The organism is Kitasatospora sp. NPDC023120, assembly GCF_055560835.1.
Window position 1 is genome coordinate 170,618 of record NZ_JBVHHY010000002.1, and the last position, 18,496, is coordinate 189,113.

The 18,496-nt window shown below is 73.8% G+C and carries 17 protein-coding genes; 7 read left to right on the plus strand and 10 right to left on the minus strand.

The window, feature by feature from the left end; translation table 11 throughout:
• Positions 1-95 precede the first annotated feature (95 nt).
• The 3 genes from ACZ3TI_RS03360 (at position 96) to ACZ3TI_RS03370 (ending at position 3,150) form a co-directional block, all read left to right on the plus strand.
• Positions 96-1,280, plus strand: coding sequence for an MBL fold metallo-hydrolase (locus ACZ3TI_RS03360; RefSeq protein ID WP_465723324.1), 1,185 nt, complete (start codon positions 96-98; stop codon positions 1,278-1,280).
• Between the two features lie 220 nt (positions 1,281-1,500).
• Positions 1,501-2,409: an acyl-CoA thioesterase gene (locus tag ACZ3TI_RS03365; RefSeq protein WP_465722776.1), complete on the plus strand. Its 909-nt coding sequence runs from the start codon at positions 1,501-1,503 to the stop codon at positions 2,407-2,409.
• A 90-nt stretch (positions 2,410-2,499) separates the two neighbouring features.
• The gene (locus tag ACZ3TI_RS03370) at positions 2,500-3,150 is read left to right on the plus strand and encodes a TetR/AcrR family transcriptional regulator (protein ID WP_465722778.1); all 651 of its coding nucleotides are present in this window, start codon (positions 2,500-2,502) and stop codon (positions 3,148-3,150) included.
• Between the two features lie 116 nt (positions 3,151-3,266).
• On the opposite strand, the gene ACZ3TI_RS03375 is transcribed toward ACZ3TI_RS03370, so the two are convergent.
• A complete protein-coding gene (locus ACZ3TI_RS03375) occupies positions 3,267-4,472 on the minus strand; it encodes a sulfite oxidase (protein ID WP_465723326.1) in 1,206 nt (401 codons plus the stop codon).
• Between the two features lie 288 nt (positions 4,473-4,760).
• On the opposite strand from ACZ3TI_RS03375, the gene ACZ3TI_RS03380 reads away from it, so the two are divergent.
• The 3 genes from ACZ3TI_RS03380 to ACZ3TI_RS03390 all read left to right on the plus strand — a co-directional run bounded on the left by ACZ3TI_RS03380 (position 4,761) and on the right by ACZ3TI_RS03390 (position 6,351).
• Positions 4,761-5,537 (plus strand): alpha/beta fold hydrolase, encoded by a 777-nt coding sequence (locus ACZ3TI_RS03380; protein ID WP_465722780.1) that lies wholly within the window; start codon positions 4,761-4,763, stop codon positions 5,535-5,537.
• Positions 5,538-5,580: 43 nt separating this feature from the next.
• Positions 5,581-5,952: a MerR family transcriptional regulator gene (locus tag ACZ3TI_RS03385; protein ID WP_465722781.1), complete on the plus strand. Its 372-nt coding sequence runs from the start codon at positions 5,581-5,583 to the stop codon at positions 5,950-5,952.
• Between the two features lie 219 nt (positions 5,953-6,171).
• Positions 6,172-6,351 (plus strand): hypothetical protein, encoded by a 180-nt coding sequence (locus ACZ3TI_RS03390; protein ID WP_465722782.1) that lies wholly within the window; start codon positions 6,172-6,174, stop codon positions 6,349-6,351.
• A gap of 89 nt (positions 6,352-6,440) precedes the next feature.
• Here the strand turns inward: ACZ3TI_RS03390 and ACZ3TI_RS03395 are convergent, their stop codons facing one another.
• The gene (locus tag ACZ3TI_RS03395) at positions 6,441-8,258 is read right to left on the minus strand and encodes a DUF2398 family protein (RefSeq protein ID WP_465722783.1); all 1,818 of its coding nucleotides are present in this window, start codon (positions 8,256-8,258) and stop codon (positions 6,441-6,443) included.
• A 246-nt stretch (positions 8,259-8,504) separates the two neighbouring features.
• Here ACZ3TI_RS03395 and ACZ3TI_RS03400 point away from each other — a divergent pair, with 246 nt between their 5' ends.
• Positions 8,505-9,218, plus strand: coding sequence for a lysoplasmalogenase (locus ACZ3TI_RS03400; RefSeq protein ID WP_465722784.1), 714 nt, complete (start codon positions 8,505-8,507; stop codon positions 9,216-9,218).
• A gap of 73 nt (positions 9,219-9,291) precedes the next feature.
• On the opposite strand, the gene ACZ3TI_RS03405 is transcribed toward ACZ3TI_RS03400, so the two are convergent.
• The 8 genes from ACZ3TI_RS03405 to ACZ3TI_RS03440 all read right to left on the minus strand — a co-directional run bounded on the left by ACZ3TI_RS03405 (position 9,292) and on the right by ACZ3TI_RS03440 (position 18,365).
• Positions 9,292-9,879: a hypothetical protein gene (locus ACZ3TI_RS03405; RefSeq protein ID WP_465722786.1), complete on the minus strand. Its 588-nt coding sequence runs from the start codon at positions 9,877-9,879 to the stop codon at positions 9,292-9,294.
• Between the two features lie 181 nt (positions 9,880-10,060).
• The gene (locus ACZ3TI_RS03410; protein ID WP_465722788.1) at positions 10,061-10,864 is read right to left on the minus strand and encodes an exodeoxyribonuclease III; all 804 of its coding nucleotides are present in this window, start codon (positions 10,862-10,864) and stop codon (positions 10,061-10,063) included.
• A gap of 147 nt (positions 10,865-11,011) precedes the next feature.
• Positions 11,012-12,802 (minus strand): gamma-glutamyltransferase, encoded by a 1,791-nt coding sequence (ggt, locus tag ACZ3TI_RS03415; protein ID WP_465722790.1) that lies wholly within the window; start codon positions 12,800-12,802, stop codon positions 11,012-11,014.
• 256 nt (positions 12,803-13,058) lie between these two features.
• Entirely contained in the window at positions 13,059-14,072 is a 1,014-nt protein-coding gene (locus tag ACZ3TI_RS03420) for a hypothetical protein (protein ID WP_465722792.1), read from the minus strand.
• Positions 14,073-14,297: 225 nt separating this feature from the next.
• The gene (locus ACZ3TI_RS03425; protein WP_465722794.1) at positions 14,298-15,404 is read right to left on the minus strand and encodes an ROK family glucokinase; all 1,107 of its coding nucleotides are present in this window, start codon (positions 15,402-15,404) and stop codon (positions 14,298-14,300) included.
• Positions 15,401-16,291: an ATP-binding cassette domain-containing protein gene (locus ACZ3TI_RS03430; RefSeq protein ID WP_465722796.1), complete on the minus strand. Its 891-nt coding sequence runs from the start codon at positions 16,289-16,291 to the stop codon at positions 15,401-15,403. Before ACZ3TI_RS03430 ends, ACZ3TI_RS03425 begins: the two co-directional genes overlap by 4 nt.
• Positions 16,292-16,302: 11 nt before the next feature.
• On the minus strand, positions 16,303-17,349 hold the full coding sequence (locus ACZ3TI_RS03435) for an ABC transporter permease (protein WP_465722798.1): 1,047 nt from the start codon (positions 17,347-17,349) through the stop codon (positions 16,303-16,305).
• Positions 17,346-18,365, minus strand: a complete 1,020-nt coding sequence (locus ACZ3TI_RS03440; protein ID WP_465722800.1) for a sugar ABC transporter substrate-binding protein — start codon at positions 18,363-18,365, stop codon at positions 17,346-17,348. The genes ACZ3TI_RS03435 and ACZ3TI_RS03440 overlap by 4 nt, the downstream gene beginning before the upstream one ends.
• Between the last annotated feature and the right edge of the window lie 131 nt (positions 18,366-18,496).

Below are 18,496 nucleotides of genomic sequence, written 5' to 3' on the forward strand. Positions count from 1 at the left end.
CCCGCCCCGTCTCGTGGTTCTCCCGCCTTGTCGGTCTGTCCTCGCAGTTCGCCCCGCCGTCCGCCGGCCCCGCCGCCGACCGCGCCGTCCCCGGGCTGGCCGGGCTGCCCCGGGCCGCCTGGCACCGGGTCAGGACCGACGCCTTCGGCGCCGAGCCCCGCGGCGAACGGCTGGCCCGGATCCGCCGCTCCCCGCAGTTCGCCGACGGCGCCTTCCGCAACCCGGTCCCGACCCGCCGCCTGGTGTACGAGCGCAGCCCGCTGGAGATCACCCGCGCCCAGCTGACCGGGGACAAGACCCGCCGGCTCCCGGCCGCCGCCGTACCGGTGCACCGGCTGCTCCCGGCCGACCTGGCCGCACCGCCGGAGTCCGGGCTGCGGCTGACCTGGCTGGGCCACGCCACCGTGCTCGCCGAGATCGGCGGGCGGCGCGTCCTGCTCGACCCGGTCTGGGGCGAGCGCTGTTCCCCGTTCGCCTGGACCGGCCCCAAGCGGCTGCACCCGGTGCCGCTGCCGCTGTCCGAACTCGGACCGGTGGACGTCGTCGTGGTCTCCCACGACCACTACGACCACCTGGACATGGCCACCGTCCGGGCACTGCTCGGGACGGACGCGGTGTTCGCGGTCCCGCTCGGGGTCGGGGCGCACCTGGAGCACTGGGGCGTACCGGCCGCGCGGATCGTCGAGCTGGACTGGTGGGAGTCGGCGGAGGTCGCCGGGCTGACCCTGACCGCCACGCCGGCCCGTCACTACTGCAGCCGCGGCCCGCGCACCAGCTCGCTGTTCCTGTGGGCCTCCTGGGTGGTGTCCGGCGGCGGGCACCGGATCTTCCACAGCGGGGACACCGGCTACTTCCCCGGGTTCGCCGAGATCGGCCACCGACTCGGGCCCTTCGACGCGACGATGGTGCAGGTCGGCGCGTACAGCGACTTCTGGCCCGAGGTGCACATGACGCCCGAGGAGGGCGTGCGGGCGCACCTGGACCTGGGCGGCGGGTTGATGCTGCCGATCCACTGGTGCACCTTCAACCTGGCGCTGCACCCGTGGGAGGAGCCTGCCGAGCGGGTGGTCGCAGCCGCCCAGGCGCTCGGCGCCCGCCTCGCGGTGCCCCGCCCCGGCAAACCCTTCGAACCAGTCGACCCGCCCACCCTGCGCCTGTGGTGGCGCGCCGTCGCCGCCGCCCCGCCCGGCACCCAGCCACCGGCCGGCAAGCCGGAGCCCGCGACGGGGGATCCGGCGGGGGCGGCGGAGGTGCGCGAAGAGGTGACGGAGTTCAGCTGACGGGGTTCAGCCGACAACTTTCAGCGAACAGATTTCAGCAAACAGATTTCAACATCTGTTCGCTGAAAGTTGTCGGCTGTCACCTGTCGACTGCACGGCGCCCCACAGCCCGGTCGCCCGGCCGCCAAGCCGGGACTGAAACGTGTTCTACAGACAGCCGGGGCCCGGCGAGTTACCCATGTCACACCGCCGCACGGTTGGCTTCTGCCACTATGACCTCGTGACCGACCTGACCGTAACGCCCACCCCGGCCGTCCTGGGCGCCCGCCCGACCTCACCGTTCGCCGAGCTGCTGCAGCTGGAGCAGCTGGACGAGAACACGTTCCGGGGCTGCTGCCACGCCGGCGCCCCGATGCGCGCCTTCGGCGGCCACGTCGCCGCGCAGGCGCTCGTCGCCGCCGGGCGCACCTGCGAGGACCGTCGCCCGGTGCACTCGCTGCACGGGTACTTCCTGCTGCCGGGCACCCCGACCCGGCCGATCGACTACGTGGTCGAGCGGGTGCGCGAGGGCATCTCGTACACCACCCGCCGGGTGACGGCGGTGCAGGAGCGGAACGAGATCTTCTCGCTCTCCGTCTCCCTCAAGCACCCCGAGCCGGGCACCGACCGCCACCGCGAGATGCCGTCGCTGCCTGCCCCGGAGTCGCTGCCCGACGCGGTCGCCCAGGCGCCCGAGGAGGTCCGCCGGATGGTCGCGGCGACCGGGGGCTTCCAGGACCTCGACGTGCGCTTCGTCCCGCCGGGCACCCCGGGGCTGCCGCCGGCCGTCCCCGGGCTGCTCCAGCAGTTCGTCTGGATGCGCACCGCCTCCCGGCTGCCGGACGGCGACCCGCTGCTGCACGCCGCCGCGCTCGCCTACCTGTCCGACCTCACCTTGGCCTCCACCGCCGGGCTGGACGAGCAGGCGAACTTCTTCCAGCGCACCGAGCCGCCCACCCTGCTGATGGCCTCGCTGGACCACGCGATGTGGTTCCACCGCCCCTTCCGGGCCGACGAGTGGCTGCTGTTCGCCCAACGCAGCCCGTCCTCCTCGGACGGCCGCGGCCTGGCGCTCGGCGAGTTCTACGACCGGGACGGCCGACTGGTCGCCTCGGCCGTCCAGGAGGCGCTGATCCGCCGCCAGCCGTAGGGCTGCCCCACCCCGGTGACCGCCGGGCGAACGGAAGGGGGCCGGTCGGCGTCATACTCCTGAGCGGCCCCGCCCCGTATCATGGTGCGGGTGACCAAGGTTGACCTGTCACCACGGCCGGTGGAGGCGATGTCTCCGCGTCAGCTCGAACGCCGCGAAAGCCTGATCGCGGCCGCGCTCGCCCTGGTGAACGAGATCGGCGTCGAGCGGCTGCAGATGAAGCAGGTCTGCGAGCGGTCCGGAGTCGCCCTGGGGACGGCGTACCGCTACTTCTCCTCCAAGGACCACCTCCTGGCAGCGGCGATCGCCGACTGGCACCGCCTGCTGCTGGCCGACCTGGTGGCCGAGCTGCGCGGGCCCAGGGCCGGGCTGGGGGACACCGACCGGGCGGTCCGGTTCGTCCGGGGCGGGATGCGGGCCTACCAGCGGCAGCCCGAACTCGCCCGGCTACGGGTGGCCGTGGCCGCCTCGACCGACCCCTTCGCCAGCGAGGCCCTGCAGGGCATGGCCCGGGCCGACAGCACCGCCCTGCAGGCGGTGACGGCCGAGGTGCCGGCCGCGTCCAGCGAGCTGGTGCGGCACATCGTCGCCCACGCCTGGCAGGGCGAGCTGACCGCCTGGGTGACCGGCCGCACCACCCTCGGGGACGCCCGGCGGCGGCTCGAGGACGTGGTGCGGCTGGTGCTGACCCCGTACGAGACGCGGTACCCGGCCCCGTACGAGGTCCAGTCCACCGGCTGAACGCCTCCCGGCCCGGGCCGGACCGTCGGCTGACCCTCAGGCGGGTCCGCCGCACGGCCGGTCGCCGGGGCGGGCTCGGACCACCGTCCCCGGGGTCCGAAGCACCGCCCCCGGGTTCAGACCACCGTCACCGGGTGGGCCACCACCGCGCCGAACAGGTAGCCCTCCCGGTTGAACACCGCCCGCTCTGGCTGGCTGTTGCCCCGGCGGTCCGTCGCACGGGCGCGCAGCTCGTACCGGCCGGGCCGCTCGGGCCGCCAGTCGACGCTCCAGCGCGTCCAGTCGTCGGCGTGCGAAGCGCCGTGCAGTTCGGCGGGACGCCAGCTCCGGCCGCCGTCGGTGCTCACCTCGACCCGGCGCACCGCCGCCGTGCCGGACCACGAGCGCCCGTGCAGCCGGTGCTCGCGGCCCGCCTGCAGCTGCGCGCCCGCGGCGAGCTCGAAGGCGCACTTCACCACCTGCGCGGTGAGCGGTTCGCCGCCGCCGGGCGGGTAGTCCGGACCGAACATCCGGTAGAAGTCGGTGTTCCACGGCGAGTGCAGCGGACGGTCGGCGACCTCGATGCTGCCCACCCACTTGATCGAGGCGATGCCCACCCAGCCGGGCACCACCAGCCGGGCCGGGGCTCCGTGGTCGGGCGTCAGCGGCTCGCCGTTCATCTCGTACGCCAGCAGGGTGTCGTCCAGCGCCTTGGCGATCGGCAGCGGCCGGCGCACCGGGCCGTAGTTGGTGCCGCCCACGACGTAGTCCGGGTCGAGGCCGGTGGGCAGCACGTCCACCGCCGCCGCGGTCAGCCCGGCGGCCCGCAGCACCTCGGCCAGCCGCACGCCCCGCCAGCTGGCCGAGCCGACGCCGCCGAGCGTCCACGGCGTGCCCGGGACGGGCTGGTTCTGCTGGCTGAGGTAGTAGTTGCGGCCGTTGCCGGCGCACTCGATCAGCGCGCTGATCCGGGTGGACGGCAGCTCCCGCAGCTCGTCCAGGCCGAACTCGACCGGATCCTGCGCCGTCGGCGCGCCGCGCAGGCCGCTGCCGAACAGCTTGAGGCTCCAGGTGTCGGGGTCGACCAGCGGAGTGGCGGTGTGGTTGCGGACGAAGAACCGCTCCACCGGCACGTGCCGGCCGACGACGGACCCGCCGTCGGCGTCACGGAAGGCGTCCCAGCGCATCTCGGCGTTGGTGCCGCGCGGGACGAACCACTCGGCGGGCAGCGGTTTGACGATTCCGGGCACGGGCCTGGGCACCTCCTCGGCGGCCGCCCGGCCCGGGGCGAGCACCGGGGCGGCCAGTGCGGGCGCGGCGAGCGCCCCGGCGGCGGAGGCCATCCGCAGCAGCGTCCGGCGGTCCACGCCGCCGGCACCGGTCTCGGGCCCGGCGGCGTCGGGCCCCGCGACCTGCTCCGGGGCTGCCTCGTTCCGGATGCGGACCTCGTCGTCCATCAGCGGAACTCCTTCCGTCTCAGCGTAGGCGGTTCGACGGTGCGCGCGACCAGGGCCGGGGCCCGGGGCTCTGCCCGGGACGGGCTCCTCGCCTTGCCGGCTTGACCTTCTCACCGGTGTGAACTCCTACCGTTCCCGTTGTCGGCGAAACCCCAGCCCGCAGAGGAGCACCCCATGTCAGCCACCCCGCTCGCCCGGACCGTCCAGGGCTCCGGCCCCGGGCTGCTGCTCGCGCACGGCGCCGGCGGCAGCGCCCGGGACAACTGGGGCCCGCTGCTGCCCGACCTCGCCGTCCACCGCACCGTGGTCGCCCCGGACTACCCCGGCTCCGGCGACAGCCCGTACGAGCCCGGCGAGCCCACCCTGGACGAGCTGGCCGAGCGGCTGGTCGCCACCGCCGACGAGGAGGGCCTGGACACCTTCGACTTGGCCGGCTACTCACTGGGTGCGGCCGTCGCCGTCCGGATCGCCACCCGCCACCCCGAGCGGGTCCGCTCGCTGCTGCTGCTCGCGGGCGTGGCCGGCGGCTCGGCGCGGATGCGGATGCTCGGCGAACTGCTGGTCGACCTGGAGTCCCGGCCCGAGGACCTCGCCCGGCTGATGCTCACCGTCGTGTTCGGCGGCAGCTGGGTGGACGCACTGCCCGCCGAGCGGCTCGCGGGGCTACGGGAGGCGCTCGGGTCCCCGCAGCCGGCCGGCTTCCGGCAGCAGTTCCGGCTCGCCGGCCGGGCCGACGTGCGCGCGGAACTGGCCCGAACCGCCGTACCGACGCTGGTGGTCGGCACCGCCGAGGACATGCTCGTGCCGCCCTCCCAGCACCGCCTGCTGGCCGAGGGCATCCCCGGCGCGCGCTTCGTCCAACTCGCCTGCGGGCACCTGCCGATGGTCGAGGCGCTGCCCGAACTGCGGGACGTGATGCTGGAGTTCGTGAAGCACTCCGGAGCGCACTGACCGGCGGGGGAACACCCCGGCGGACCGCCGCGTTCACCCGGTCATGCGCATCGGAGAACTCGCCCGCCTGACCGGGGTGTCCACCCGGCTGCTCCGCTACTACGAGGAGCAGGGCCTGCTCCGGCCTGCCCGGACCGCGGCCGGCTACCGCGAGTACGGCGAGGAGGACACCGTCCGGGTGTGGCAGATCCGCAGCCTGCTCGCGGCCGGCCTGAGCACCCGGATCATCGCCGAGCTGCTGCCCTGCGCCACCGGCCCCGTCCCCGTCCTGGAGGCCTGTCCGGACCTGCTGGCCACCCTGCGCGGCGAACTCGCCGACCTGGACGCCCGGATCGACGACCTCAGCCGCAGCCGCCGGGCGCTCTCCCACTACCTCGCCACCGCGCACGCCCCGGGCGGGGAGCGGGCGGCCTGACGCGACGCACGTCCCGTCGCGGAGGCCTCGCTGTTCGAACTGCCGCGCTCGCTGCAGGTCGCCGTCGGCGACCGGGCCACCGACCCGACCGCACAGCGCTGACCTGCGCGTACGCCCCCCAGGCCGGGTGGGGTGTACGCGGCCAACCGACGCCCAACCCCCGCCCGGACTTCACCCGTGCGTACCGACCGTTCATGACGCCCTGGAAGCCTCCCTGACATGAACGCCAGCCCTCAGGCGCCCTACCAGGAACCGCGCTTCCCCCTCCCCCAGCGGCACCGCCGTCTCCTCGCCTGCATCGCCGTCCTCGCCTCCGTCGCCCTCGGCACCCTCGGCGTCGGCGCCACCGTGGAGACCGTCGACCACGGCCCCCTGACCAGCGCCACCGCCGGCAGATAGCCCCACCCGGCCCTCCACTCCCCCCGGCACCGCCGTCCCGCCTACGGACGTGGTGCTCCTGCCTTTCCGGCGTCGGGGCGGGCGGGGCGCTATGCGCGCTGCTCCGTGCGGGGGGCGGGTGGGGGTGGGGTGAAGGGGGTCGGGCGGGAGTGGCGGCCGGTGCCGGGGGTGGGGTGGAGGTCGAGGGTCGGGGCGAAGCGGGCCGCGTGGGGGCGGAGGTGCCAGGTCGGGGGGCGCTTGGGCTGGGGGGTGGGGGTGATCAGGCCGAGCCGGTGCAGGAGGTCCAGGGCGTCGCGGCGCAGGGCGGTGCGGTCGGAGAGGTAGCGGGCCGGGAGGCCGTACTCGTCGGTGATGTCGCCGAGGACGCCGTCTATCAGCGCGTCGGCGATCGGGACATCGCCCACGGTGGGCTCGCCGGGCAGCGGGCGGACCTCCTCGACGAGGCGCTCGACCAGCAGCAGGGTGGCCTGGGCGAGGGTGCCGGCGCCGGGGAGGGCGAGGTCGGTGAGTTCGGAGGCCGGGTCGAGCAGGGCGACGCCCTCGGCGCGCAGTTCGGTCTCCAGGCCGAGGAACTCGGCGAGCGCGGCCGGTCCGCTGAGGCGGTGCTCGTGCAGCCAGGCGCGGCGGTCCTCGGGGAGGTCGGCGGCGAGGACGGCGGGCGTCTCGGCGAGCAGGCGGCGTACGGCGGTGGCGGGCTCGGCCTCGGCGGCGCGGCGGATGAGGTCGGCGGCGTCGTCGGCGAGGGCGGGCGGGCCGGCCGGGACGGCGCGGGCGAGCTCGCGGTCCACGGTGAGGACGAAGGCGCCGTCGGCGGGGTCGGTCGGCAGGTCCCCGAGCACCTGCCACTCGGCCAGCGTGGCCAGCGCCATGCCGAGGTCGGCCCGCTCAGCGGCCGGGTCGGCGGTCAGCTCGGGCGCGGCGGCGTGCATCGCGTCGAGCAGCCGCCGGTACTCGAGCCGCTCAGGGGCGTCGACCAGCAGGGCCAGGGCGAGGGCGAGTCGGGCGTAGCCGCCCGGGGTGAACGGCGCGCCGGTGACGGGGTGTTCGAGGCGGCGGGCGGCGTCGGGGCCGAGGCCGGCCTTGCAGAGCCGGGCGTGCCAGGGCCCGACGTCGAGGCGGTAGCCGAGCAGGGTGTCGAAGCGTTCGGCGAGCCAGTCGCGGTGACGGCGGATCAGCGGGAAGCCGTCGGCGTGCGGGCCGGAGGCCGTCACCAGCGGGTGGGCGAGCAGCAGCCGGGCCGCGATCCGGCGCTCGGCTGCCGGGAGCTCCTCGTCGGAACGATCCTGCGTGACCGGGGGGAGATCGAGCTGTACGGACGCGGACGCGGCTGCCCCCGACGCCACCCGGCTGCGCTCGGGCTTGCGGTGCCTGCCGGGCCTGCCCGGCTTGGCGCCTGACCGGACGACGGGCAGTTCGGCGGAGTCGCGCCGGGCACGGCGCAGTCCGCCGTCGGAGCGGGCCGCACGGGAGCGGGGGGACGCGGTGGCGTGCGCGGTGGGGCCGTGCCACCAGCTGACGTCGGGGTCGGCGGACTCGGCGGGCGCGCCGAGGTGGCGGGCGGGGTAGAGGCCGAAGGAGGCGGCGCAGAGGTCGTCGGCGGTGCCCGGGGCGGCGGCGGCGAACCAGCGGGCCAGCCGCAGCAGCCCCGGGTCGGGCGAGAGGTCGGCCTGGGCGGATTCGGCGCCCTGCGCATCGTCAGCACCACGTGCGGGAGCGACCCCGGCCGGCCTGTCGACAGGGTCAACGGCATCGGCGACACCGTCAGCACCATCGACGGCCTCGGTCCGCACGGCTTCGCGTACGGCGAGGACGGCGTCGGCGGTTCCCCGACCTGCCCCGCCCGCACGTCCGTCCGGCCTGCCGGCGGCCACCCGGGTGGCACCGACCGCGTACTCCTGCTGATCCATGTCGGGGTCCAGAGTAGACGGTGCCGGGTCACCCGGTGGCAGCAACCGTCCTCCTGAGGAAGTCTCCGCAAGAGCCCTCGAATCGGCCGCCCGCCCTCCGCTCTCCGGTCAGGCTCACCCCGGCCGCGTCGTCACCCGCCGGGCCCCGCCCGGGTTACGCACCGGTAACCTGTCCTTCCACCGCACGTTCGGCTCCCACGGCCGGTGCGGATCCCTCACCGTCCGACCGTCGGAGGCTTCGGAAGCATGAGCATTCGTACGACCACCCGTGCCGTCCTCGGTTCGCGCCTGCGTTCGGCCGGTGGTCTGCTGGGCGGGTACGCGGCCACCTCGGCGGCGCACCTGGGCTCGATCCTGTCCGGCGCTTCGGTGCTGCGGAACGCCACCAAGCCCGCGCTGATGCCGCTGCTGGCCGGGCACAGCGTGGCGGCGGCCAGGGCGGCGGGGCGGGAGGCGCCGAAGCTGCTGGCGCCGGCGCTGCTGCTGAGCGCGGGCGGGGACGTGCTGCTCCAGCTGAAGAACGACCCGGCGTTCCTCGCCGGCATGGGCTCCTTCGCGGCGGCGCACGTCTGCTACGTGACGATGTTCGTCCGGCGAGGGGCGCTCACCGACCGCCGCCGGGCCCTGGTGGTCGCGGCCGCGTACGCGACGGCCTGGGTGACCCTGGTCGGTCGGCTCTGGCCGGACCTCGGGGACCTGCGGGTGCCGGTGGCCGGCTACAGCCTGCTGCTCGCCTCGACGGCCGTCACCTCGGCCGGGCTGGGCTGGCGGACCGGGCTGGGCGGGGCGCTGTTCCTGCTCTCCGACACGCTGATCGCCACCCAGCTGGCGAAGTGGCGGGAGCTGCCGGGGCATCAGTTCTGGATCATGGCGACCTATGTGCTGGCCCAGTACCTGCTGGCCAGCGGCATGCTCGCGCACGAGGACGGGCTCGACCAGCCGGAGCCCCGGACCGTCTGACACGCCTCCGCGCCGCCGGTCCCGTCAGGGGTCCGGCGGCGCGGAGGCGTGGGGCGCGGCGGAGCGGGGACCGTCAGGCACCGCGCCTCCGCAGCAGCCAGAAGCCGCCGACACCGCCCGCGACCAGTGCGAGTCCGCCCGCCAGCTCCGCCGGGTTCGCCGCGACCGAGCCGCCGAGGCCGGTCTCCACGGAACCGTGCGGGGCGACCTGCTGGCTGCCGGCACCCGACTGCCCGAGCGAGCCCGCCCACTCCCCCGCCGCCTTGCCCCAGTCGCCGAGGCTCTTCTCGGGGGTGGTGGCGGTGACGGTGGTGACCGTCACGGTGGTGGAGAAGGCGCCGCCGTCCGGGCAGGTGCCGTCGACCTTGCTGTCCCCGGAGTACTGGGAGGCCAGCCGGGCGGAGCCGGTGTGCTTGCCGTCAGAGCCCAGGGTGAGGGTCGCGGGACCGCCCTCGAAGGCGGCGGAGCGGGCGGTGATGGTCTTGGCGTCGGGCTTGTCCGACTTCTCGCAGGAGACCGTGACCGTCACGGTCTGGCCCGGTGCGGCCTGGGACGGGCTGACCGAGGCCGCGCCGTCCCTGGCGGAAGCGAGGGGGGCCGTCAGGCCGGTCAGCGCCGTCGCGCCGATCAGAGCGGCGGCGGCCGTACGCATGGTGCGCATGCCGGAACCTCCGGGATTCTCGGGCGCAGCCGGGGGACTCCCATGTCCACGTGGTCGATCGACTGCACCCGGTCACTCACCGACGGTAGGCACGCGCCCCGCGCTCAGCGAGCGCTCAGGACCGTTCGGGTTACGGCCCGCTACCCGGGTCACCCGCGCCGTGGCGGCTCCCGGCGGGATCTCACAGGTCGAGGTCCACCACGACCGGCGCGTGGTCCGAGGTGCCCTTGCCCTTGCGGGCCTCGCGGTCGACGTAGCTGTCGGTGACGGCGTCGGCGAAGGCCTTGTTCGCGTAGGTGAGGTCGATCCGCATGCCCCGGTTCTTGGGGAAGGCCAGCTGGCGGTAGTCCCAGTAGGTGTAGGGGCGGTCGTACTTCAGCGGGCGCGGCACCACGTCCTGCAGGCCGATCCCGCCGAGGGCCTCCAGCGCGGCGCGCTCGACCGGGGTGACGTGGGTGAGGCCCTCGAAGGCGGCGACGTCGAAGACGTCCTCGTCGGTCGGGGCGATGTTGAAGTCCCCGAGGACGGCGAACGGGCGGGAGCCGGCGGCGTCCTCGACGGAGGCCTCGCGCAGTGCCTCCAGCCACTCCAGCTTGTAGTGGTAGTGCGCGTGGCCGACCTCGCGGCCGTTGGGCACGTACACCGACCAGACCCGGACCGGGCCGCAGGTGGCGCCGATGGCGCGCGGCTCGACGTCCGGCAGCAGGGCGCCGTCGGCGAGGTAGCCGGGCTGGCCGGGCAGGTCGCGCACGACGTCCTCCAGGCCGAGCCGGGAGACGATGGCGACGCCGTTCCACCGGCCGGTGCCGTGCGCGGCCGTCTCGTAGCCGAGCTCGCGGACCTCGTCGTACGGGAAGGCGTCGGCCGCGCACTTGAGCTCCTGGAGGCAGAGCACGTCGGGCTTGGCGCTCTCCAGCCACTCCAGGAGCTTGGGCAGCCGCGCGGTGACGGAGTTGATGTTCCAGGTGGCGATGCGGACGGTCACGGCGGGCGGCCTTCCCGGTGGTTCGGTACGGACGGGGCTTCGGTACAGACGGGGTGTCGGTACGGACGGCGTACCGACGGGGTGGGCCGCCCCTCTCGAGGGAGACCCACCCCGAACATACCGCCCGGCACTGACAATCCGGACGGCTCAGCGCGCGGGCCGGACCACCGCGGCCGAGCCGCCGCCGCGCCGCACCGGTTCTGCGGCGGCCACCCAGCGCCCGTCCGGCAGCCGTTCCACGCCCGTGGCGGCACCGATCTCGGCCACACCGGCGAAGACGTGCCCCAGCCCCTCCAGCCCGGCGCGCTCGGGCAGCGCCAGGAAGGCGGGCTCGGCCTGGGTCGCGGCCGTGTTGCGCTGGCTGGCGCGCGGCGCGGCGATGGCCTGCTCCAGGCTCAGGCCGCGGTCCAGCCGTCCGAGCAGCACCTGCAGGGTGGTGGTGATGATGGTCGCGCCGCCGGGGCTGCCGGTGGCGAGGAAGGGCTCGCCGTCGCGCAGCACGACGGTCGGGGACATCGAGGAGCGCGGCCGCTTGCCCGGGCCCGCCAGGTTGGGGTCGGGGACGCCGGGGGCGAGCGGGGCGAAGTCGAAGTCGGTCAGCTCGTTGTTGAGCAGGAAGCCCCGGCCGGGGACGGTGATGCCGCTGCCGCCGGTCTGCTCGATGGAGAACGTGTAGGAGACGATGTTGCCCCAGCGGTCGGCGACCGTCAGGTGGGTGGTGTTGGGGCCCTCGTACGGCTCGGCGACGGCCTGGCCGGTGTCGGCGCAGTCCGCCGGGTGGCTCGGGTCGCCGGGGGCGAGCGGGCTGGTAAGGGCGTGGTCAGGGCTGATCAGGCAGGCCCGGGAGGCGGCGTAGCGCTCGGAGAGCAGCTGCCTGGTGGGCACGTCGACGGCGGCCGGGTCGCCGACCCAGCGGTTGCGGTCGGCGAAGGCGATCCGGGAGGCCTCCAGGAAGTGGTGGTAGTACTGCGTGCCGCTGTACGTCGAGACGTCGCCGCCGTCCTCCAGGATGTTGAGCGCCTCGCCGACGGTGGTGCCGCCGGAGCTGGAGGGGGCGATCGAGTAGACGTCGTAGGCGCCGTGGGAGACGTGGGTGGGCGCCTGGTCGCGGACCCGGTAGGCGGCGAGGTCCGCGGTGTCGACCTTGCCGGGGCGGGCGTTGCGGCCGGAGGCCGGGTCGACCGGCGGGTGCTGCACGGTGTTGACCAGGTCCTGCGCCAACTGCCCCTGGTAGAAGGCCTTGACGCCGTCCTTTCCGAGCAGCCGGTAGGTGGCGGCGAGGTCGGGGTTGCGCAGGACGCTGCCGACCTCGGGGGGCTTGCCGTCGGGCAGGTAGATCTTGGCGGTGGCCGGGAAGTCCTTGAACCTGGCCTGGTTGTCGGCGGTCTGGCGGCGGAAGGTCTCGTCCACGACGAAGCCGTTGTCGGCGACCCGGATGGCGGGTTCGAGGTTCCGGGCGAGCGAGCGGGTGCCCCACTTGTCGAGGGCCGCGCCCCAGGTGGCGGGGGTGCCGGGGACGCCGACCGACAGGCCGCTGGTGACGGCGTCGGCGAAGGCCAGCGGCTTGCCGTCCTCCAGGAACAGCCCGGCGTCGGCGCCGCGGCCGGCGGTCTCGCGGCCGTCGATGGTGTGCACCCGACCGGAGGCGTGGTCGTAGTAGACGAAGTACCCGCCGCCGCCGATGCCGGACGAGTACGGTTCGGTGACCCCGAGGGTCGCCGCGGCGGCGACCGCCGCGTCCACGGCGTTGCCGCCCTTGCGCAGCACCTCGATCCCGGCGGCGGTGGCGTCGGCGTCGACGGTGGCGACCGCTCCGCCCCAGCCCACCGCCTCGGGCACCTTCGGCGGCGGGGCCGCGGCCCCGGCCGGCAGCGCGGTGGACCAGACCAGTGCGGTGGTGAGCAGCAGTGGTGGTGCCAGACGGGTCAGAACCCTCATCCTGAGTCCTCCTGAGTCGACGTCAACTCAGTTGTTCCACAGCCGGGATGATCCGACAACCACATTGAGCCGCTACCGATGGGTAGTTGACGAGGCGGAAGCAGATGGAGGGGCGGGAACAACCGACAGCCGAAGAACCGAGCCGACAGCCGACAGAGTTCAGCGAACAGATTTCGTCATCTGTTCGCTGAACTCTGTCGACTGAAAGTTGTCAGCTGTTCGCAGCCCCGCCGGTGACCCCCGCTCCACCCACCGCTCAGTGCAGCTCGACGACCTTGTGCATCCCGAGGAAGGCGTGCGGGACGCCGGTCTTTTCGTCCGGGATGAAGCAGAGCAGGACGTACGTGCCGGGCTTGAGGTCCTCCGCCTCGAACTTCACGGTGTCCCCGGGAGAGATCGCGCTGAGGCCGGACGGCACGCCGGTGAACGGCGGGGTCGGGTGCTGACCCTTGGCGGTGGCGTCGAAGAAGGCTTGGACCTCCGCGTCGGTGGTGCCCGGTTTGACCGGCTGGAGCACCATCTCGTGCAGTTCGTCGCTCTCGTTGCGCACCACGATCGGGGCGTCCGCGTCGTCCAGGTCCTCGACGTCGAACCGGGGGCCGGCCGGCGTCTCCTCCTCGACCACGGTGGCGTGCTCCTCGGCCCCGCGATGGTGCCGGTTGTGCCCGTGGTGCCGGTGGCGCCCGTTGTGTCCCTCGAACTCGATGGTCGCGAAGAGCGGGTGCGCCGGGTCCTTGAGGAAGGCGGTGAAGTCCAGTACCAACACCTCCCCTTCGTCGACCTCCTCGGTGAACCGCGCCGGGACGTCCGGCGAGACGAAGGCGCCGCCCAGTGCGTCGGCCTCGGCCGCGATGGCCTTGATGCCCTGGGCCGCGGCCGCCGGGGCCTTCTCGCTGATGGCCTTGGTCAAGGACGCGAACAAGGTGGTGTGCGAGACCCCCTCGTGCGGACGGATCAGCTGGATCTGCCGGCCAGCCGGGTCGTCGGTCTCCACCGCGAAGGTGACCAAACCGCCCTCTGCCTCGTCCTGGACGTCGATCTTGCCCTTCTGCACGTCGATGTCGACGACGTTCCGCTGGTGGTGCCGGTGGTGGTGTCCGCGTTCGTGTCCGCGTTCGTGGCCGCGTTCGTGGCCGCGCCCGTGGTGCCCGTGGCCCCCCCTGTCGTCTCCGCCGGCGGTGGCGACGCCGGCGGTGGTGAAGGTGGTCGCGCAGGCGAGCGCGGCTATGGCCGCGATCCGTGCGCCACGGCGGAGCGATGAGTTCGACATTCGGTTTCCTCTCGTGAGCCCCCTGGCACCGAGAGTCACCAATCACGTCCACCCTCAAGCAGCCACGCACGAACCTTGCCCGATCGGCCCACCGGATTCCGCCCGATCGGCCCACGGCCCGTCAGGCCCACGGCCCGGCAGACCCACGGCCCGTTGGACCAAGGTCCGTCAGACCGCGGCCCGTCCGGCGGCAGCCGCCGGACGGGCACCCTGCGGAAGCCACCGTTACAGCGCGCTGCGCTCCACCCGCCGCCGCTTGATGGTGCGGAAGCGCCGGGCCACCTGGCGGGCGAGGTCGGCGGCGCCGACCAGGCCGGCCTCGTTGCCGAGGGCGGCGTGCACGATGGCGGCCTCGGGCCGGAAGCCGCGACCGGTGAGGGTGCGGCGGAAGGTGTCCCGGGCCGGGCCGAGCAGCAGGTCGCCGGCCTCGGAGACGCCGCCGCCGATGACGAAGCGGCCCGGGTCCAGCCCGGCGGCCAGGTTGGCGATGCCGACGCCCAGCCAGGTGCCGACCTCGTACAGCAGCTCGATGGCGGTCGGGTCGCCGTCCTTCGCGGCCTCGGTGACCAGCGGTCCGGTGATGCCCTCGACCGTCCCGCCCGCCCGGGCCAGCAGCGGCTGCACCACCGGGGACTCCTCGGCGACCAGCTCGCGGGCGTCACGCACCAGCGCGTTGCCGGAGGAGTACTGCTCCCAGCAGCCGCGGTTGCCGCACGGGCAGCGGTGACCGCCGGGCAGCACCTGCATGTGCCCGAACTCGCCCGCCAGGCCGTACTTGCCCCGGTCGACGTAGCCGTCGCGGACCACCGCGCCGCCGATGCCGGTGCCCAGGGTGAGCATCACCATGTGGTCCTCGCCGCGCCCGGCGCCGAAGCGCCACTCGGCCCAGGCGGCCGCGTTGGCGTCGTTCTCCACGATCACCGGGAACCGCAGCCGCTCGCTGAGCGCCTGCTGGAGCGGCTCGTTGCGCCAGTTGAGGTGCGGGGCGAACAGCACCCGGGAGCGTTCGGCGTCGACCCAGCCGGCCGCGCCGATGCCGACGGCGTGGACGTCGTGCCGGTCGGCGAGCTGCAGCACCAGGTCGACGATGACGTCCTCGACCACCTTGGGGCTCTTGCTCTTGTCCGGCGTGTCGGTGCGCAGCTTCTCCAGCACCTTGCCCTCGCCGTCCACCACCCCGGCGACCACCTTGGTGCCGCCGATGTCGACGCCGATGGTGGGCAGTCGCAGTATCCCTGCGGGCAGGGCGCGGCGGCGGCGCTCGGCGCGCGGGCCGAGGCCGAGCAGCGCGGGCAGGACGGGCGGCCGGGTGCTGCCTTGAGGGCTGGTCACGGCTGCGAACGCTCCTCACGGGAGTCGGAACTGGAGTCGGAAGGGGATTCGGAAGGGGCGTCGGAACGGGGCTCGGAAGGGGATTCGGAACGGGATTCGGGGTCGGCGAGCGTGGGACGGGCCAGCTCGTGCGACAGCTCGGCGAGGTCGGAGCCGCCTGCCATCTCGGTGGTGAGCTGTTCCAGGCCGATCTCGGCGCGCGGGTGGCTGCCCGCCATCCGGCCCCGCTTGAGCAGGGTGAAGTGGTCGCCGACCAGGTACGCGTGGTGCGGGTTGTGGGTGATCAGCACGACCCCGAGCCCGGCGTCGCGGGCGGCGGTGACGTACTTGAGCACCACGCCGGACTGCTTGACGCCGAGCGCGGCGGTGGGCTCGTCCAGGACCAGCACCTTGGCGCCGAAGTGCACCGCGCGGGCGATCGCCACGCACTGGCGCTGGCCGCCGGAGAGGGTGCCGATCGGCCGGTCGACGTCGTGGAGGTCGATGCCCAGCTTCGCGAGCGCCTCGCGGGTGGTGGCGCGCATGCCGTCGGCGTCCAGGCGCAGGCCGCCCCAGCGGCGCATGCCCTGCTCGGAGCCGAGGAAGAAGTTGCGCCAGACCGGCATCAGCGGGACGACCGCGAGGTCCTGGTAGACGGTGGCGATGCCGCGGTCCAGGGCCTCGCGCGGGGAGGTGAAGCGGACTTCCTCGCCGCCCACCGTGTAACTGCCCGCGTCGTGCCGGTGCAGCCCCGCGATGATCTTGATCAGGGTGGACTTTCCGGCGCCGTTGTCGCCGAGCACACAGCTGATCTCGCCGGACCGCAGGGTCAGCGAGACGTCCTGGAGCGCCCGGACGGTGCCGTAGCTTTTGCCGACACCCGCGAGGGAGAGCAGCTCTTCAGCCATCGGTTCGTCGCTCATCGCGGCCCCCGCTCGGCCCGGCGCTTGACGTAGGCGTTCAGCAGTGCGGCGAGCAACAGCATCGCGCCGAGGAAGAACTTGAACCAGTCGGGGTTCCACTGCGCGTAGATGATCCCCTTGCTCGCCATGCCGAAGATCAGCGCGCCGAGCGCCGAGCCGACCACCGAGCCGTAGCCGCCGGTGATCAGGCAGCCGCCGATGACGGCCGCGACGATGTAGATCAGCTCGTTGCCGACGCCCTCGCCGGACTGCACGGTGTCGAAGGAGAACAGCAGGTGCTGGCCGAGCACCCAGGCGCCGAAGCCCACGCCCAGGTAGAGCACGGTCTTGGTCCGGGCGACCGGCACGCCGACCGCGCGGGCGGCGTCCGCGTCACCGCCGACGGCGAAGATCCAGTTGCCGAAGCGGGTGCGCAGCAGCACCCAGCTGCCGACCACCAGCAGGCCGAGCCACCACCAGACGGTGGCCTTGATCGTCAGCCCGCCGACGGTGAGCTCGGAGGCGAACAGCCGGCGGCAGGTCTCGAAGCCCTCCATGTCGGCGATCGACTTGGTGGAGACCGTCCCGGAGATCGCCTTGGTGACGCCCAGGTTGGCACCGGTCAGCATCAGGAAGGTGCCGAGGGTGACGATGAAGCTGGGCAGCTTGGTGCGGCCGAGCATCCAGCCGTTGAACCAGCCGATCGCCAGTGTGGTCGCGAGCGAGACCAGCACGCCGACCCAGGTCACCGCGGTGAACTGGTACGAGACCATCGAGGAGGTCAGCGCGGCGGTGGTGACCATCACACCGGCCGAGAGGTCGAACTCGCCGCCGATCATCAGCAGCGAGACCGGCACCGCCATGATCCCGATGGTGGACGCCGCGTAGAGCACGGTGCCCAGCGAGGAGACCCGCAGGAACGGTTCGGCGACGACGGCGAAGACCAGGAACACGGCGCCGGCGGCGATCAGCGAGCCCAGCTCCGGGCGGGCGAGGAGCCGCCGCAGGGCCGCCGGACGGTCCTCGAGGAGGCCGTCCCGGGCGAGGAGGTCGGGACTGCTCACCTGGTCCCCCTCGCGACGTACTCGGCGAGCGCGTCGGCGTTCTCCCTGGTGAGGATCTGCGGGCCGGTCTCGACCGGCTTGCCGCCGCCGAGCATGTCCAGGTTGGACTTGTACAGCCAGAGCAGGTCGACGCCCTCGTAGCCCTGGAGGTAGGGCTGCTGGTCGACGGCGAAGCCGACGCTGCCGGACTTGAGCCCGGCCACCACCTGCGGGCCCAGGTCGAAGGTGTCCAGCTCGACCGGTCGGCGGGTGTCCTGGACCGCCTGCAGTCCGGTGGCGGCCATCGACCCGGAGAGGGTGAGCACGGTGTCGATCGCCGGGTCGGCCTGGAGCTTGGCGGAGATCGCGGCGCGGGCGTCGGGCATGTCGACGCCGTTGACGTAGAGCACCTGGAAGGACCCGCCGGCCTTGGACTGGGCGCCGGAGCAGCGCTGCTCCTGGCCGACGTTGCCCTGCTCGTGGATGACGCAGAGCACGTTCTTGCGGCCGCGGGCGGACAGCTCGGCACCGGCCGCCTGGCCGGCGGTGGACTCGTCCTGGCCGATGTGGGTGAGAGCGCCGAACTTCTGCGAGAAGTCCTGGCCGGAGTTGATGGTGATCACGGGGATGCCCGCCGCCTTGGCCTTGGCCAGGACGTCGGCCATGGCGTCGCCCTTGGCGAGGGTGACCAGCAGTCCGTCGACCTTCTGGTCGATGGCGGCCTGGACGAGCTGGACCTGGTTCTGGGTCTGCGCGTCGTTGGAGTACAGGAACGTGATGTTGTCCTTGGCCGCGGCCTGCTCGGCGCCCTTGCGCACGGTGTCCCAGAAGGCGTCGCCGGCACCGGAGTGGGTCACCATGGCGACCTTCCAGCGCGGGGTGGTGACGGCGCTGCCGCCGGCTGCGGCGGCCTTGGCGCGCGCCTCCTCGGCACGTCTTCCTCCGGTACTGCTGCAACCGGCCGCGGTGACCGCGAGCGCCAGGACGGCGCACACGGGCCAGAAGCGGCGGGACATGCGAAAGCGGGTGATGCTCATCCCCATAGTCTCCCTGGCCGCGCCGCACGGGATCACACCGCCTCGCCCAGCGGCGGGAACGCGGCGGAAGGTAAGGTGCCCCGGGGGACCTTTCCTGGAAGTTCGCTGAACATCTGTCCGGACGACAATCG

What these genes read in the sequence shown, in the direction of transcription:
- ACZ3TI_RS03375 (WP_465723326.1), bottom strand. Translation starts at nt 4,472, where the DNA reads ATGGCCTCCGCCGCCGGGGCGCTCGCCGCGCCCGCACTGGCCGCCCCG.
- ACZ3TI_RS03380 (WP_465722780.1), top strand. Translation starts at nt 4,761, where the DNA reads ATGTCAGCCACCCCGCTCGCCCGGACCGTCCAGGGCTCCGGCCCCGGG.
- ACZ3TI_RS03385 (WP_465722781.1), top strand. Translation starts at nt 5,581, where the DNA reads ATGCGCATCGGAGAACTCGCCCGCCTGACCGGGGTGTCCACCCGGCTG.
- ACZ3TI_RS03390 (WP_465722782.1), top strand. Translation starts at nt 6,172, where the DNA reads ATGAACGCCAGCCCTCAGGCGCCCTACCAGGAACCGCGCTTCCCCCTC.
- ACZ3TI_RS03395 (WP_465722783.1), bottom strand. Translation starts at nt 8,258, where the DNA reads ATGGATCAGCAGGAGTACGCGGTCGGTGCCACCCGGGTGGCCGCCGGC.
- ACZ3TI_RS03400 (WP_465722784.1), top strand. Translation starts at nt 8,505, where the DNA reads ATGAGCATTCGTACGACCACCCGTGCCGTCCTCGGTTCGCGCCTGCGT.
- ACZ3TI_RS03405 (WP_465722786.1), bottom strand. Translation starts at nt 9,879, where the DNA reads ATGCGCACCATGCGTACGGCCGCCGCCGCTCTGATCGGCGCGACGGCG.
- ggt (WP_465722790.1), bottom strand. Translation starts at nt 12,802, where the DNA reads ATGAGGGTTCTGACCCGTCTGGCACCACCACTGCTGCTCACCACCGCA.
- ACZ3TI_RS03420 (WP_465722792.1), bottom strand. Translation starts at nt 14,072, where the DNA reads ATGTCGAACTCATCGCTCCGCCGTGGCGCACGGATCGCGGCCATAGCC.
- ACZ3TI_RS03430 (WP_465722796.1), bottom strand. Translation starts at nt 16,291, where the DNA reads ATGGCTGAAGAGCTGCTCTCCCTCGCGGGTGTCGGCAAAAGCTACGGC.
- ACZ3TI_RS03440 (WP_465722800.1), bottom strand. Translation starts at nt 18,365, where the DNA reads ATGAGCATCACCCGCTTTCGCATGTCCCGCCGCTTCTGGCCCGTGTGC.